This window comes from Microlunatus sp. YIM B11417 (genome assembly GCF_059617205.1).
Genome location: NZ_JCAMPJ010000001.1, coordinates 387,651 through 402,126 on the forward strand (window position 1 = coordinate 387,651; position 14,476 = coordinate 402,126).

Annotated in this window: 14 protein-coding genes; 4 read left to right on the plus strand and 10 right to left on the minus strand. The window is 70.8% G+C overall.

What is annotated here, in order from left to right:
* Positions 1-24: 24 nt before the first annotated feature.
* Both AC6CCG_RS01900 and AC6CCG_RS01905 read right to left on the minus strand, forming a co-directional pair.
* Positions 25-1,494: a glycine hydroxymethyltransferase gene (locus AC6CCG_RS01900; protein WP_496652751.1), complete on the minus strand. Its 1,470-nt coding sequence runs from the start codon at positions 1,492-1,494 to the stop codon at positions 25-27.
* A gap of 64 nt (positions 1,495-1,558) precedes the next feature.
* On the minus strand, positions 1,559-2,080 hold the full coding sequence (locus AC6CCG_RS01905; protein ID WP_496652752.1) for a hypothetical protein: 522 nt from the start codon (positions 2,078-2,080) through the stop codon (positions 1,559-1,561).
* A 177-nt stretch (positions 2,081-2,257) separates the two neighbouring features.
* Between AC6CCG_RS01905 and AC6CCG_RS01910 the strand changes: the two genes are divergently transcribed.
* Both AC6CCG_RS01910 and AC6CCG_RS01915 read left to right on the plus strand, forming a co-directional pair.
* Positions 2,258-3,418 (plus strand): MFS transporter, encoded by a 1,161-nt coding sequence (locus tag AC6CCG_RS01910; protein WP_496652753.1) that lies wholly within the window; start codon positions 2,258-2,260, stop codon positions 3,416-3,418.
* Between the two features lie 62 nt (positions 3,419-3,480).
* Positions 3,481-4,131, plus strand: coding sequence for a VOC family protein (locus AC6CCG_RS01915; protein ID WP_496652754.1), 651 nt, complete (start codon positions 3,481-3,483; stop codon positions 4,129-4,131).
* Here the strand turns inward: AC6CCG_RS01915 and AC6CCG_RS01920 are convergent, their stop codons facing one another.
* The gene (locus AC6CCG_RS01920) at positions 4,132-5,301 is read right to left on the minus strand and encodes an epoxide hydrolase family protein (RefSeq protein WP_496652755.1); all 1,170 of its coding nucleotides are present in this window, start codon (positions 5,299-5,301) and stop codon (positions 4,132-4,134) included.
* Between the two features lie 63 nt (positions 5,302-5,364).
* Here AC6CCG_RS01920 and AC6CCG_RS01925 point away from each other — a divergent pair, with 63 nt between their 5' ends.
* Complete coding sequence (locus AC6CCG_RS01925; RefSeq protein ID WP_496652756.1) at positions 5,365-6,330, plus strand: helix-turn-helix transcriptional regulator; 966 nt, start codon at positions 5,365-5,367, stop codon at positions 6,328-6,330.
* Here the strand turns inward: AC6CCG_RS01925 and AC6CCG_RS01930 are convergent.
* From AC6CCG_RS01930 to AC6CCG_RS01950, 5 genes are all read right to left on the minus strand, one after another.
* Positions 6,239-6,661 carry an RNHCP domain-containing protein gene (locus AC6CCG_RS01930; RefSeq protein WP_496652757.1) on the minus strand — a complete coding sequence of 141 codons (423 nt, stop codon included), beginning with the start codon at positions 6,659-6,661 and terminating at the stop codon, positions 6,239-6,241. The two genes, AC6CCG_RS01925 and AC6CCG_RS01930, sit on opposite strands and share 92 nt — an antisense overlap.
* A gap of 414 nt (positions 6,662-7,075) precedes the next feature.
* Positions 7,076-8,035, minus strand: a complete 960-nt coding sequence (gene rlmB, locus AC6CCG_RS01935; protein WP_496652758.1) for a 23S rRNA (guanosine(2251)-2'-O)-methyltransferase RlmB — start codon at positions 8,033-8,035, stop codon at positions 7,076-7,078.
* A gap of 6 nt (positions 8,036-8,041) precedes the next feature.
* Entirely contained in the window at positions 8,042-9,472 is a 1,431-nt protein-coding gene (gene cysS / locus AC6CCG_RS01940) for a cysteine--tRNA ligase (RefSeq protein ID WP_496652759.1), read from the minus strand.
* 17 nt (positions 9,473-9,489) lie between these two features.
* Positions 9,490-9,918, minus strand: coding sequence for a MarR family winged helix-turn-helix transcriptional regulator (locus AC6CCG_RS01945; RefSeq protein WP_496652760.1), 429 nt, complete (start codon positions 9,916-9,918; stop codon positions 9,490-9,492).
* A gap of 19 nt (positions 9,919-9,937) precedes the next feature.
* On the minus strand, positions 9,938-10,531 hold the full coding sequence (locus AC6CCG_RS01950; protein WP_496652761.1) for a TetR/AcrR family transcriptional regulator: 594 nt from the start codon (positions 10,529-10,531) through the stop codon (positions 9,938-9,940).
* 149 nt (positions 10,532-10,680) lie between these two features.
* On the opposite strand from AC6CCG_RS01950, the gene AC6CCG_RS01955 reads away from it, so the two are divergent.
* Positions 10,681-11,826 carry an acyl-CoA dehydrogenase family protein gene (locus AC6CCG_RS01955; protein WP_496654379.1) on the plus strand — a complete coding sequence of 382 codons (1,146 nt, stop codon included), beginning with the start codon at positions 10,681-10,683 and terminating at the stop codon, positions 11,824-11,826.
* Between the two features lie 114 nt (positions 11,827-11,940).
* Here the strand turns inward: AC6CCG_RS01955 and AC6CCG_RS01960 are convergent, their stop codons facing one another.
* Together AC6CCG_RS01960 and AC6CCG_RS01965 are read right to left on the minus strand one after the other, a co-directional pair.
* A complete protein-coding gene (locus AC6CCG_RS01960; protein ID WP_496652762.1) occupies positions 11,941-13,434 on the minus strand; it encodes a sulfatase family protein in 1,494 nt (497 codons plus the stop codon).
* Positions 13,431-14,465: a LacI family DNA-binding transcriptional regulator gene (locus AC6CCG_RS01965; protein ID WP_496652763.1), complete on the minus strand. Its 1,035-nt coding sequence runs from the start codon at positions 14,463-14,465 to the stop codon at positions 13,431-13,433. Before AC6CCG_RS01965 ends, AC6CCG_RS01960 begins: the two co-directional genes overlap by 4 nt.
* Between the last annotated feature and the right edge of the window lie 11 nt (positions 14,466-14,476).

Below are 14,476 nucleotides of genomic sequence, written 5' to 3' on the forward strand. Positions count from 1 at the left end.
GAGCCGGGTATCCCGGCGTCGACGTCAGAGTTCCAGGCCCGGATACAGCGGGTGCTTGTCCAGCAGCTCGGCCGACGCGGCCTTGGTCCGGTCGGCGACACCGTCGGCCAGCACGTACTTCGCCTTGCCCGGCGCGCCTGACTTCGTCGCGGCCGGCTGGGTGTTGGTCAGCACGTCGACCACCAGCTCGGCCACCCGGTCGAACTCCGCCGTGCCGAAGCCGCGGCTGGTCAGCGCGGGCGTGCCCAGCCGGACGCCCGAGGTGTACCAGGCGCCGTTCGGGTCGCTCGGCACCGAGTTCCGGTTCGTCACGATGCCCGCGTCGAGCAGCGCCGACTCGGCCTGCCGCCCGGTCAGCCCCATCCCGGAGACGTCGAGCAGCACCAGGTGGTTGTCGGTGCCGCCGGTGACCAGCTTCGCGCCGCGGCGGAGGAAGCCGTCGGCCAGCGCCTTGGCGTTGTCGGCCACGCCCTGGGCGTAGCTCCGGAACTCCGCGGTCCGGGCCTCGGCCAGCGCGACCGCCTTGGCCGCCATCATGTGCGACAGCGGCCCGCCGAGCACCATCGGACAGCCGCGGTCGACCGAGTCCGCGTACTCCTTGGTGGCCAGCACGAGACCGCCGCGCGGGCCGCGCAGCGACTTGTGCGTGGTCGTCGTCGTGAGGTGCGCGTGCGGCACCGGGTCCTCGTCGCCGGTGAACACCTTGCCGGCGACCAGGCCGGCGAAGTGGGCCATGTCGACCATCAGGGTGGCTCCGACCTCGTCGGCGATCTCCCGCATGGTCGCGAAGTTCACCCGGCGCGGGTAGGCCGAATAGCCGGCGATCAGCACCAGCGGCTTGAACTCCCTCGCCGCGGCCCGGACCGCGTCGTAGTCGAGCAGCTGGGTCTCCGGATCCGTCCCGTACGAGCGCTGATGGAACATCTTGCCCGAGATGTTCGGCCGGAACCCGTGGGTCAGGTGGCCGCCGGCGTCCAGCGACATGCCCAGCGCCCGCTGCTCGCCGAAGGCACGGCGCAGCTTCTCCCAGTCCTCCTCGGACAGGTCGTAGACCGTCTTGGCGCCGTGATCGGCCAGCGCCGGCGTCTCGACCCGGTGGGCCAGGATCGACCAGAAGGCGACCAGGTTGGCGTCGATGCCGGAGTGCGGCTGCGCGTAGGCGTACTCGGCACCGAACAGCTCCCGCGCGTGCTCGGCGGCCAGGGCCTCGACGGTGTCGACGTTCTGGCAGCCCGCGTAGAAGCGGTGCCCGATCGTGCCCTCGGCGTACTTGTCGGAGAACCAGGTGCCCATGGTCAGCAGCACCGCGGGCGAGGCGTAGTTCTCCGAAGCGATCAGCTTGAGCGAGGCGCGCTGGTCGGCGAGCTCGGCCCGGGTCGCGTCGGCGATCCGCGGTTCCACCTGTTCGATCACCGACAGGGCGGCGCGGTAGGCCGTCGACGCCTGCTCGGCGTACTCGCTCGAGTTCGTGGTGGGCGCGAACACATCGGTCATGCGGCAGGTCTCCTCGGCTGGATCGGCAGTGCCTGCTCAGGGTATCGCTGCCCACCACGGCGCCTCACCTCCCCGACAGGGCCCGGACGGCGCGGGCCGTCCGGCGCAGCTCGCGGGTGTCGACCGACTCGGGGTTGCCGGAGACGCGGACCGCGACGCCCGGCTCGACCAGCCAGAACAGCTCGTCGTCGTCGCCGAAGCCGGTGCCGTCCGGGTGCCGGTACGGCTGCGTCGCCCAGCCGTCCGGATCCCGTTCCAGCCAATTGATCAAGAACGCCCGGACCGCCGCCGGGTCGGTGAAGGTCGGGCTGCGCATGATCGCCACCTGCAGATCGACCCGGTAGCCGCCCTCCTCGGACGGACCGGTCTCCCAGACCCGGGTCCGGAATCCGACCTCCTCCCATTCGGACTCGAAGTCGGTGACCAGGTCGCCGGCGCCGGGCGGCACCCAGCCGATCCGGAAGCCGTCCAGCCAGCCCGGCGGCAGCGAGCGCGGCGGGCTGGTGGCGCCGGCCATCAGCGCGCCGGTGAACAGCAGGACGAGGGTGGTGAGGGCGCCGACGGCGGCAGCCGAGAAGCGATGCATGGGATCCCTTTCATGATCAACACCGCGGCCGGACGACCGCAGCGGGACCATCGTGAGCGACGATCGGAGGTTTGTCGCCGGCAGAAAAAAGTCTGTGGATAAGGAAATTCGTCGGCCTCGATCTGTGGACAACCCGGCTGCCGGTCGCCGGCGCACCCCTTGAGAGACTTCTGCAGCATGGGACCCGACACCCGCCGCGACCTGGTGGCCACGTTCGTCTGTTTCGGCCTGCTCGGGTTCGTCTCCGGCACCTGGTTCTCCCGGATCCCTGCCGTTCGTGATCATCTTCAGGCCGACCTGCAGACGGTCGGGCTGGTGCTGGTCTGTCTCGGCATCGGGTCCTTCGCGAGCATGCCGTTCGGCGGCCGGTTGTCGCGCCGCTTCGCCAGCCGCCGGGTCTGCCTGGTCGCCGGCCTGGTGGTCGCGGTGACCTATGCCGCGTTGCCGCTGGTCACGTCCCCGATCGCGTTCGCGGCGGTGCTGTTGCTGGCCGGAGCGGGGACCGGTCTGTTCGAGGTGATGCTCAACGTGCACGGCGCGGACGTCGAACGAGCGGTAGGCCGGTCCGTGATGCCGGCCCTGCACGGGCTGTGGAGCGGCGGCCTGCTGCTCGGCTCGGCGCTCGGCGCAGCGGTGGCCGGACTCGGGCTCCCGTTCGGTCCGCACTTCTGGCTGGTGCTGCCGGTCTTCGCCGTCGCCAACACGGTTGCCACGCAGTTCTGGCGTGATCACCGCGCTCCGGTACGGGACGGACGCCGGGCCCGGCCGGACGCGAAGGCCCTCACCCTGCCGGTGATCATGCTGGCCGTGATGCTGCTCTGCTCCAACATCGGCGAGGGGTCGGCGTCGGACTGGCTGGCCCTCTACGTCCACGACGAGCGCGGCTTCAGCGAGGGCGCCGCGGCGGCGGCCTTCACCTGCTACAGCCTGATGATCACCGTCGGCCGCTTGACCGGCGGGTTCGTGCTGGACCGGCTCGGCCGGGTGACCACGCTGCGGCTGTGCGGAGTGATCACCGCGGCCGGCGTGGCGACGGTGCTGTTCCTGCCCTCGCCGGTCGGGCCGTTCCTTGGCGCGGGCCTGTGGGGGCTCGGCCTGTCCGTGGTGTTCCCGGCCGCGATCACCGCCGCGGGCGAGCACGGCCGGGACAACTCCGCCGGTGCGATCTCGGCCGTCGCGACGCTCGGCTTCGGCGCGTTCCTGACCGGGCCGCCGTTGATCGGGCTGCTCGCGCAGCGGGTGTCCATCGGGGGTGCGCTCACACTGGTCGGGCTGCTCGCTCTGGGCGTGACCGCGTTGGCCGGGCTTGCGGCGGGCTCTCGTACCAGACGGGAGTGACAGTTTCGGGGCCGAAGTTCGTCCGGGACCGATTGTCGGAGCCGTGTGCCAGGTTCTGCGCCATGGACGTTCTCGACAACGAACAGCTCCGGGCCGAGCGGCTGGCCGACTGGCGCAAGCTGGCCCAGCGACTGCACGCTCGGTTCCGAGCCCGGGACTCCGCCTCGGCCGTCCGGGCGGCGGCCGACTTCCTCGGCACCGACGGCGCCGGTGACCGGTTGGAGGTGCGGCTGCTCGGCGCGGTGATCGACCTGTCGCTGTGCGACCGGACCGATGGGCGGTGGGTGACCCGGCGGGAGGCCGACCTGGCTCGGACGATCAGCCGGCTGGCGGCCGAGCAGGGGCTGATCGCCGAGCCGGGCGAGGTCACCCAGCTGGAGCTCGCGCTGGACACGGCGAACCAGGCCGCGCTCGGACCGTTCTGGGCGGCGCTGCTCACCGGCAGCGCCGACGGCACGGTCCACGACGAGGTCTTCGACCCGACCGACCGGGTGCCGTCGCTGTGGTTCCAGCGCACCGATGATCATGATCCGCCGCGGCAGCGCTGGCATCTCGACCTCTGGCTCGCGCCGGAGGTCGCCGAGGACCGGATCGCGGCGGCCGTGGCGGCCGGCGGCAGGGTGGTGGACGAGGCCGGGGCTCCGTCGTTCACCGTGCTCGCCGACCCCGACGGCAATCGGGTCTGCGTCTGTACCTCACTCGCCCGCCGATGATCAACCGGGCAGGGCGGCGACGAACTCGCGCAGGTCCGCGAGCAGCAGGCCCGGCTCCTCCAACGCCGCGAAGTGGCCGCCGCGATCCGGGACATCGGTCCAACGGACGACGGTGTGCTCGGCCTCGGCGTACCGGCGGATGCCGACATCGTGTGCGAAGACGATCACCGCGGTGGGCACTCCGGACGGCTCCGGCGGCGCGCCCCAGCCCGAACCGTCCAGCGCATAGCCGACGTAGGCGGCCGAGCCCGCCGTCCGGGTCAGCCAGTAGAGCATGACGTTGGTCAGCAGCCGGTCCCGGTCGATGATCGCGTCCGGCAGCGTGGTGACCGGATGGGTCCACTGCCGGAACTTGTCCACGATCCAGGCCAGCTGGCCGACCGGCGAGTCGGACAGCGCGGCGCCGATCAGCTGCGGCCGGGTGCTCTGGATGGAGATGTAGCCGTACTCGTTGCGGAGGAAGGAGGCCACCCGTTCCAGCCGGTCCAGTTCCAGCGCTGTCAGTTCGGCTCGGTCCTCGTCGCTCACGTTCCACGGCATCCCGGCGTTGCCGTTCAGGTGGACGCCGATCACCCGGTCCGGGGCCTGCCGGGCCACCTCGGGCGACACCGCCGCTCCGATGTCGCCGCCCTGGGTGACGAACCGCCGGTAGCCGAGCCGGTCCATCAGCTCGACCCAGGCCGAGGCGATCTTCGTGGTGTCCCAGCCGGCTCCGGCCAGCGGCGACGAGAAGCCGAAGCCGGGCAGTGACGGGATGACGACGTGGAAGGCAGGCGCGCCGGAAGCTCCGTGTCCGTCCGGGTCGGTCAGCGGGTCGATCACGTCGAGGAACTCGGCGATCGAGCCGGGCCAACCGTGGGTGAGCAGCAGCGGTACGGCGTCCTCCCGCTCGGACCGGACGTGCAGGAAGTGGATCGGCTGGCCGTCGATCACGGTCCGGAACTGCGGCCGGGCGTTCAGCCTGGCCTCCTCGGCGCGCCAGTCGTAGCCGCTCCGCCAGTGGTCGACGAGCTCCCGCAGGTACGGCAGCGGAACGCCGGTGTCCCAGTCGTCGCCGGGCAGCGGCTCGGGCAGTCGGGCCTGCTCGAGCCGGCGCCGCAGATCGTCGAGCTCGGCCTGCGGGATGTCGATCGTGAAGGGGTGGATCGCGCGATCGCTCTCGTGGTTCATGACCACCATGCTGTCGACCGACCCGGACAGGTTCGGTCCGGAATTGCTGCGAGAATTCCTTGCATGTGGGAGACCTCCGGACGACTGCTCCGGCTGCTCGCGCTGCTCCAGTCGCGGCGCAGCTGGCTGGCCGCCGAACTGGCCGAGCGACTCGAGGTCACCGACCGGACGGTGCGCCGCGACGTGGACCGGCTGCGGCGGCTCGGCTATCCGGTCAATGCGCTGCCCGGCGTCGGCGGCGGCTACCAACTGGGTGCCGGCGCCGAGCTTCCGCCGCTGCTGCTCGAGGACGACGAGGCGATCGCGGTCAGCGTCGGGCTGCAGCAGGCGACCGTGGCCGGGCTGGCCGGGTTGGACGAGGCCGCGATCCGGGCCCTGATCAAGCTCAAGCAGGTGCTGCCGTCGCGGCTGCGCCACCGGGTGGACACGATCTCCAAGGGAATCGGCACCGTTGCCGGCGGCGGTCGGTCGGCCGATCCGGACCTGCTGCTCGCTCTGGCCCGGGCGGTCGAGGAGCACGATCAACTGCGGCTGACGTACCGACGGCACGACGGGACCGAGATCCGGCGCACGGTCGAGCCGTACCGGGTGCTGCACGCCGGCCGGAACTGGTACCTCTACGCCTGGGACCTGGACCAGTCCGACTGGCGCAACTTCCGGCTGGACCGGCTCCGGTTGCGGACCCCGAACGGTCCGAAGTTCGCGCCCCGGCCGCTACCGGACGACCTGGAGCAGGACCTGGTCCGGGGCATCACGACCAGCGCCTACCGCTACGAATGCCGGCTGCTGGTCGAGGCCTCGGCGGACCGGGTCCGCGACGTGTTCGGGCCGACCGTCGCCGCGGTCACCCCGCTCCCGGACGGCCGCTGCGAAGTGCAGACCGGCTCGGCCTCGCTGACCGAGGTCGCCGTCTACGTCGGCCTGCTCGAGGCCGAGTTCACGGTGCTCGAGCCGGCCGAGCTGACCGAGGTGGTGGCGGCCGTCGCCGGCCGGCTCGCTCGCGCGGCCGAACGTTCGGCGCCTCGCTGAGCGAGGTCGACAGCATCGCCGCCTGCACCGCGGCGATGGCCGACGGGTCGTCGGGCTGCACCGGGTCGTCGACGGCGAGCCGGTTGGTCGACTCGACGCCGCAGGCCAGGCAGCGGTGCACGACGGCGAGCTTCTTGCCGCGCGGCTGGACCAGCCGGGTCGGCGCCATCGGGCCGCCACACTCGGCGGCGCGGTCGCCCGGGCGGACGTCGACGTGCACCGACCACAGGCAGTGCGGGCAGTGATTGCGGTAGCTGCCGCCCGCGAGCGGGCGGACCCCGGCGCCGCAGTGGGCGCAGGTGAAGGACTGGTTTTCGGTTGTGCGAGACACTCTGCCGCTCCGCGGTCGAAGGAAGACGACTGCGAAGGCGGAGGGTTCCGTTGGTTCTTCCCCGGAATCGGGGTGCCGGGCTGGACGAGAGAGGGACGCGATTCACCGCCCGCTGCTGGGGCGATTACTTCCGGTTCCTGCTTCACCGCCCTCGCTCGATCGAGCGGGCGCGGATCCGAACCTCTGTCAGGTTTGAGAACTGTCCTGACCACTGTCCATCAGCGTGCGCCAATGGCCACCGGTAGGTGTCATCTCGTCGCACCGGCCTCGGCGCCGTCCCCTCTCAGCAGGTGCAGCGATGGTGCTCCATCGCGACTCCTCCTCAGGATGTCGGAATGCGTGCGCGGACCAGGATCATTCAGTACGAGAGCATGCCGACACTCTGCCCATCGGTCGGCCGGGCGCGCAACGCGATTAAGAGCGGGACAACTCGTAGAGCGCGATCCCGGCGGCGACCCCGGCGTTCAGGGACTCGACCTCGGCGGCGATCGGGATGGAGGCGATCACGTCACAGGCTTCCCGGACCAGCCGGGACAGCCCGGCCCCCTCGCCGCCGATCACCAGCACGGTCGGCCCGCCGGCGTTCTCGCCGGTCAGCTCGCCGATCGAGGCCTCGCCGCCGGCATCGAGGCCGACCAGGGTGACGCCCGCCTCGGCGTACGCCCGCAAGGCCCGGTTCAGGTTCGTCGCCCGCGCCACCGGGAGCCGGGCCGCGGCACCGGCGGAGGACTTCCAGGCGGCGGCCGTCATGCCGGCCGCCCGTCGCTCCGGGATCAGCACACCCTGCGCGCCGAAAGCGGCCGCCGACCGCACGATCGCGCCCAGGTTGCGCGGGTCGGAGACACCGTCCAAGGCGACGGCGAGACCGCGCTCGCCGGCGTCCAGCACCTGGTCCAGCAGGTCGTCCGGGTGGGCGTACGTGTACTCGGGCAGCTGCAGCGCGACACCCTGGTGCACGGCCTCGGCGGTCAGCCGGTCCAGTTCGGACCGGGTCACCTGGAGCAGCGGCAGGTGCTGTTCGGCGGCGATCTTGAGGATCTCCCGGAGCCGGTCGTCCCGGTCGGCACCGTCGGCGACGTAGCCGGTCTTCACCGGAACGCCGGCCTGCAAGGCCTCCAGCACCGGGTTGCGGCCGACCACCCAGTCGGCGCCGCCGGCGCCGGACCGCTTCCGGTCCGGCCCGCGTTCCGTCCGTCCGGGCTGGGCCCGGTTCCGGGCCTGCTTGGCCTTGTGCGCCGGGTGGTAGGGGCGGTCCTCGGCCTTCGGCGTCGGGCCCTTGCCCTCGAGTCCGCGCCGGACCCGGCCGCCGGAGCCGGCGGTGCGTCCCTTGCCCTTGCGGCGCACGGCGCCCTTGCGTTGGCTGTTGCCCGCCATCAGTCCTCAGTCCTCCGTCGGCGTCGTGGGGGCGGCGGCCCGCAGGGTCCACCGGGTCCCGTCGGGCGTATCGGTCAGCTCGACCCCGAGGCCGGTCAGCGACGAGCGGATCGCGTCTGCGGCCGGGTAGTCCTTGCGGCCCCGGGCGTCCGCGCGCTGCTTGATCAACTCCGCCACCAGCCCGTCGATCACCCGGCGATAGCGATCTCGGTCACCCGGGTCGACGCCCCAGATCGGATCGTCGGCGGCCAGCCCGAGCACGGCGAGCATGCCGCGCACCTGGCCCGACAAGAGCGCCACCTGATCAAGATCACCGGCCGCGATGGCCGAATTGCCGTCCCGGACCGCGTTGAAGATCACCGCGACCGCACCGGCCGTACCAAGATCATCATCCATCGCGGCGGCGAACTCGTCCGGAATCTGATCTTCGACCGGGCAGACCAGTTCGCCCGCCCGCTCGACGAAGTGGTCGATCCGGGCCAGTGCCGCGGCGGCCTCGCCGACGGACGCGTCCGCGTACTCGATCGCCGACCGGTAGTGCGGCTGGACCAGGTAGAACCGCACGGCACGCGGCGAATGCCGCTTGATCACTTCCGAGACCAGCGCGCCGTTGCCGAGCGATTTGCTCATCTTCTCGCCGGCTGCGGTGACCCAGGCGTTGTGCATCCAGACCCGGGCGAACTTCTGGCCGGCCGCGGTGGACTGGGCCAGTTCGTTCTCGTGGTGCGGGAAGCGGAGGTCGAGACCGCCGCCGTGGATGTCGAACTCGTCGCCGAGATACTTGCCCGCCATCGCCGAGCACTCGATGTGCCAGCCGGGTCGGCCGCGGCCCCACGGCGTCGGCCAGGACGCGGTGGCGGGCTCCTCGGGCTTGTAGCCCTTCCAGAGCGCGAAGTCGCGCGGGTCCCGCTTACCCGGGAAGTCGTGATCGGGATCGGGCTCCATGTCCTCGATCCGCTGTCCGGACAGGGAACCGTAGTCCGGCCAGGACCGGACGTCGAAGTAGACGTCGCCGGACCCGTCCGCGGCCACGTAGGCGTGCCCGCGGTCGATCAACGCGGTGATCAACTCGATCATCTCCGGGATGTGCCCGGTCGCCCGCGGCTCGTACGTCGGCGGCAGGCAGCCCAACGCCGCGTACGCATCGTGCAGTTCGCGCTCGAACCGATACGCGTGCGCGAACCAGGGCCGGCCGGCCTCGGCGGACTTGATCAAGATCTTGTCCTCGATGTCGGTGACGTTCGCGATCACCGTCACCTCGAACCCGCGGTACGTCAGCCAGCGCCGCAGGACGTCGAAGTTGACCTCCTTGCGGATGTGGCCGAGGTGCGGCGCACTCTGTACGGTCAGGCCACAGTGGTAGATCGAGACCTTCCCGGGTTCCACCGGGTCGAAGGCCCGGATCTGCCGGGTAGCCGAGTCGTAGAAGCGAAGCACCCGCCAAGCTTAGTGGTCTACGGGCGGCGCAGAGACATCAGTTTCAGCATCACGGCCAGCCCCTCCCGCAGCTTGGCCCGGTCCGCGTCGGAGAGCTCGGCCAGATACGGCTCGACGTTGGTGCCGAGCTGATGCCGCATCGCCCGCATCTGGCGGAGCCCCTCGTCGGTCGCGGTGATCACCCAGACCCGGGCGTCACCGGCGTCGGTGTCGCGGCGGACCAAGCCGTCGGCCTCGAGCCGCTTCACGTGGTTGGTGATGGTCGGTTGGGACGAACGTTCCAGCGCGGCGAGGTTGCTGATCCGGGTCGGCCCGTTGTCGATCAGCCGAGCCAGGATCCGCGCCGAGGCGAGACTGAGCGAGTAGCCGTCCTTGGGCGTCCACCGCATGATCCGGGCCGAGGTGGTGACCAGGTCCTCGCCCAGCTGATGCAGGTCGTCGTCCATGGCGGAAGCGTAATTGCCCTCAGCGTCGTACCGCAGCCACGACGAGTCGGGCCAGTTCCGTGTAGGCGGCGGCGTCGGACAGCCGGGTCGACGCCTGGATCTCGCCGCTGGTGATCCGCTGCATGGTCGCCGCGATGACCTCGGCGATGAACGCGGTCGGCACGTTGCGGAACGCACCGGCCCGGCGTCCGTCGTCGATCAGCTCCCGGACCCGCTGGGCGGCGGCTTCGGTGTTGCGCTGGTAGATCTCGCGAGCCGGCCGGAAGCCGGCGACGTCGTCGTGGAACTCGCGGGAGGCCGGAGCCAGGGCCGCCGCCACCGCCTGCAGGTAGGCGACCACCCGGCGGGCCGGCTGGCGGACCCGGCGGATCGCCGTCTCGACCTGTTCGGTCGCCGCCCGGAAGAACTCCCGTACCGCAAGCGTCGCCAGCTGTTCCTTGCTCCGGGCCAAGGTGTAGAGGGTGCGCTTGGAACAGCGCAGCCGGGCCGCGAACTGATCCATCGTGAAGGTCGAGAAACCCTCGGCGAGGACCAGCCTGACGAGTTGATCTCGCAACTGTCCCTGGCGCCGGGTCAGCTGGCGGGCGTGCGAACCAGAGAGCAGCGGAATCACTTGAGCTAGCCTACTCGTGTACGACTGCGGTACTGGCGTACTGAATTCAGTACCGTTTGTGGAGACAAGGCGCATAGTCTGTGCGCGGAGTGTGTGCGGGGGATCCGAAGGGGGCCATCCCTCTTCGCTCGATCAAGGGAGCGGTGATCATGGCGGTGGAGCGGCTGCTGCCAACGCCGGAGGCGACGGAACTGGTCGACCTGGTGTCGGAGATCGCCCAGGAACGGCTGGCGCCGCGTGCCGCGGCGGCGGAGGAGGCGGGGGAGTTCCCGCGGGACGCGTTCCGGATGCTCGGCGAGGCCGGGCTGCTCGGGATGCCGTACCCGGAACGGTTCGGCGGCCTGGAACAGCCGTACGAGGTCTATCTGCAGGCGCTGGAGGAGGTCGCGGCCTCCTGGATGACGGTCGGCGTCGGAGTCTCGGTGCACGTGATGACCTGCGCGGTGCTGCTGCGGCACGGCACGCCGGAGCAGCGCGAACGGTGGCTGCCCGAGTTGATCAAGGGCGACCTGCTCGGCGCGTACGCCCTGTCGGAGTCCCAGGCCGGTTCGGACATCTCGGCGATGACCACTCGGGCCAAGCGCGACAACGGCGACTACCAGCTCGACGGCACGAAGGCCTGGATCAGCCATGCCGGGGTGGCGGACTACTACGTCGCGTTCGCGCGGACCGGTGAGGACCCGAAGCACGGGATGAGCTGCTTCCTGGTGCCCGCGGACGCCGAAGGGCTGAGCTTCGGGCCGCCGGAACGCAAGATGGGCCTGACCGCGTCGCCGACCGCCCAGGTCTATTTCGACGCGGTACGGGTGGCGGCGGATCGCCGGATCGGCGCCGAGGGCGACGGCATGCGGATCGCCTTGTCCGCCTTGGATTCCGGCCGCCTCGGCATCGCCGCCTGTGCGACCGGGCTGGCCCGGGCGGCCCTCGATCTCGCGGTCGACTACGCGAAGGAGCGGATCCAGTTCGGCCGGCCGATCGCCGAGTTCGAAGGACTGCAGTTCCTGCTGGCGGAGCTGGCGGCGGCCGTCGACACGGCCCGGGCCACCTATCTGTACGCGGCCCGCAAGCGCGATGCGGGCCTCGATTTCACCCGCGACGCGGCGGTGGCCAAGCTGACCGCGACCGACGCGGCGATGCGGGTGACCACGGACGCGGTCCAGGTGCTCGGCGGCTACGGCTACACCCGGGACTTCCCGGCCGAGCGGTACATGCGGGAGGCGAAGGCGCCGCAGATCTTCGAGGGTACGAACCAGATCCAGCGCCTGGTGATCGCCCGCCGCCTGCTCGGCAGCTAGGCCCAACGCGCCCTGAGCTTGTCGAAGGGCCAAGCCGAACCTGCGCCCTGAGCTTGTCGAAGGGCCAAGCGCGATGGGCCTTACCCCCTCCGACCGGCTCGAGGATCGTCGTGGCTAGCGGGTGTCCGCCTCGTGCGGTACGGCGTCGGCGGTCTCCTGGTACCAGGCGAGCAGGCGCAGCGACAGGATCCGCGCGACCTCGGCGTAGCCGGGGTCGTTGATCACGTTGCGGGTCTCGGCCGGGTCGGCGCGAAGATCGTAGAGTTCGTCGGTCTCGTAGAGCCGGTGCACGTACTTGTGGTCGGCGGTCCGGCACATCGCGGCCTTGCCGTGCTCGGGTCCGTCGCCGGCCTGCAGGGACAACCGGGGCCAGTAGAGACCGGTCGGATCGTCCGACGCCGAACTCTCCAGCTCCATCGCCTGCCGCTCGCCCCGCAACCGGCCGCCCTCGCAGAACACGGCGTCGCGATGATCATGGACGGCGCCGCTGATCACCGGCAGCAGGGACCGTCCGAAGTGGGTGTGCCCCGGCGTGATCCCGGTCAGCGCCTCCACCGTGGCGGGCACGTCGATCAACTCGGCCAGGGCGTCCCTGACGCCGGCCTCGATCGGCACCGACGCCGGCGGCTTGATGATCAACGGCACCCGGGTCAGGCAGTCGGAGAACGTGTTCTGGGTCTTCTCCACCAGGCCGTAGTCGCCGGTGAAGTCACCATGATCGGAGAAGAAGAACAGTGCCGTGTCGTCGTACATCCCGGCGTCGCGCAGTGCCTGCAGCACCAGGCCGAGCTGGTGATCGACCCGCGCGCACATCCCGTAGTAGGTGGCCCGGAGCTCCCGCCAGCGGTCCTCGGACCAGCCGGTCAGGCCTTGTCGGGAACGGATCCCGGCCAGCATCGCCGGCTCACCGTCCGAGGCCGGATCGGGACCGACCGGCCGGTCCGGCAGCAGCTCCGGATCGATCATGGAGAACCACGGATCCTCGACCCCGTAGGGCGGGTGCGGGTAGGTGAGGGGCAGATACAGGCAGAGAGCCTCGTCCTCGTCGTGATCTTGGCCGGCCCAGCGGTGGATCTGATCGATCGCTGCGTGGACGTGGGCCCAGTCGCTGTCCGGGTAGTGCTCGCCGTCCTCGGTCGGCAGCCGGCCGACGAGGAAGGAGTAGTACGTGTCCGAGCCGGGGTCGCCCCGCCAGTCGGCCTGCCGGTCCAGCGCGAACATCGGCCGGACCTGCTCCGGGTCGGGTCGGTGCTTGACGTGGCAGTACGCGTCGAAGCCGGACTGCGCCGGGACGAGATCGTTCTTGCCGCCCCACCAGACGACGTAGCCGTTCTCCTTCAGCGTCCGCAGCAGTACCGGCTCGTCCGGCCGCATCATGTGGTGCATGGTGCGATGGCCGCGGACGTGCGGATACCAGCCGCTCATGAACGAGCAGCGGCTCGGCGTACAGACCGGGTTCTGGCAGAACGCGTTCCGGAAGCTGACCGCGTCGGTCGACACCAGCTGATCAAGGTTCGGCGTGACGGCGGCCGGGTTGCCGACGTGGCCGAGCACGTCGCCGCGCCACTGATCGGGATTGAAGATCACGACGTGCGGCCGGCGGCTCATGTGGTCTCCCTGATGATCAGTCGCCACGGTACGGCAACGGTGCGGGTCGGGGTGTCGGGTGCCTCGATCCGGTCCAGCAGTCGTCGTAGCATCGGGCGATAGGCCGCCGTCTCAGCGCCGATCGTGGTCAGCGCCGGCTTGATCTCTGCGCCGTCCGGGATGTTGCCGGAGCCGATGATCTTGAGTTCGTCCGGGACCGAGATGCCGAGCTGCATGGCGGCCCAGATCGCCGAGATGGCGGCCCGGTCGGCGCTGGTCAGAATGGCATCGGGTCTCTTGCTCCGTGGCTGGTCGAGGAGTTCCACCAGCTGGTCGCGGAACTCGAAGAAGCTGTCGACGTCGTCCTTGCGATGCGGCACGACGGCGATCGAGCTCTCCGGATAGCCATGATCACGAAACGTCGACACGAAGGCGTCGACCCGATCCCGGTCCCCGGACAGCGGGCCGAAGAACACCGGCCGCCGGACCTTGCGGCTGATCAACAACCGGGCGGCCTCGCGGACGGCTGCCGGGTGCAGCTGGGCCATGACGTCGAAGCCCCGTGGTCGATACCGGTCACCGGTGACCGTGACGGGGATCCGGGCGCTGATCCGTTGCAGCCGGGCGGCCGAGAAGTCGGTCGATCCGAGAATGACGGCCGCGTCGGCCAGGCCGTCCAGGAGTTGACGCTCGACCCGGTCTATGGCGTTCGGGGTATGGCCGTAGCGCAGGATGACCACGTCCAGGCCGCGTTCGGCGGCCACCTCCTCGATCTCGGTGATCAGGTTCAGCATCCAGGGGTTGAACGGCGAGTACGCGACCACGGCCACCAGGTCGGTCCGGTTCCGGGCCAGCACCCGGCCGGCTCGACGCGGCCGGTAGTCCAGCTGGCGCATCGCCTCCGTCACCCGGGCGGTGATCTCCGGCGTCGCGGCGTTCTTCCGGCCCGGCCGGCGGCCGTTGGCGACGTAGGACACGGTGGCCACGGAGACGCCGGCCAGTTTGGCCACGTCGGCCTGCGTGCTCGGACGCCCGTTCCGCTGCTGAGCCATGTCACTCCTCC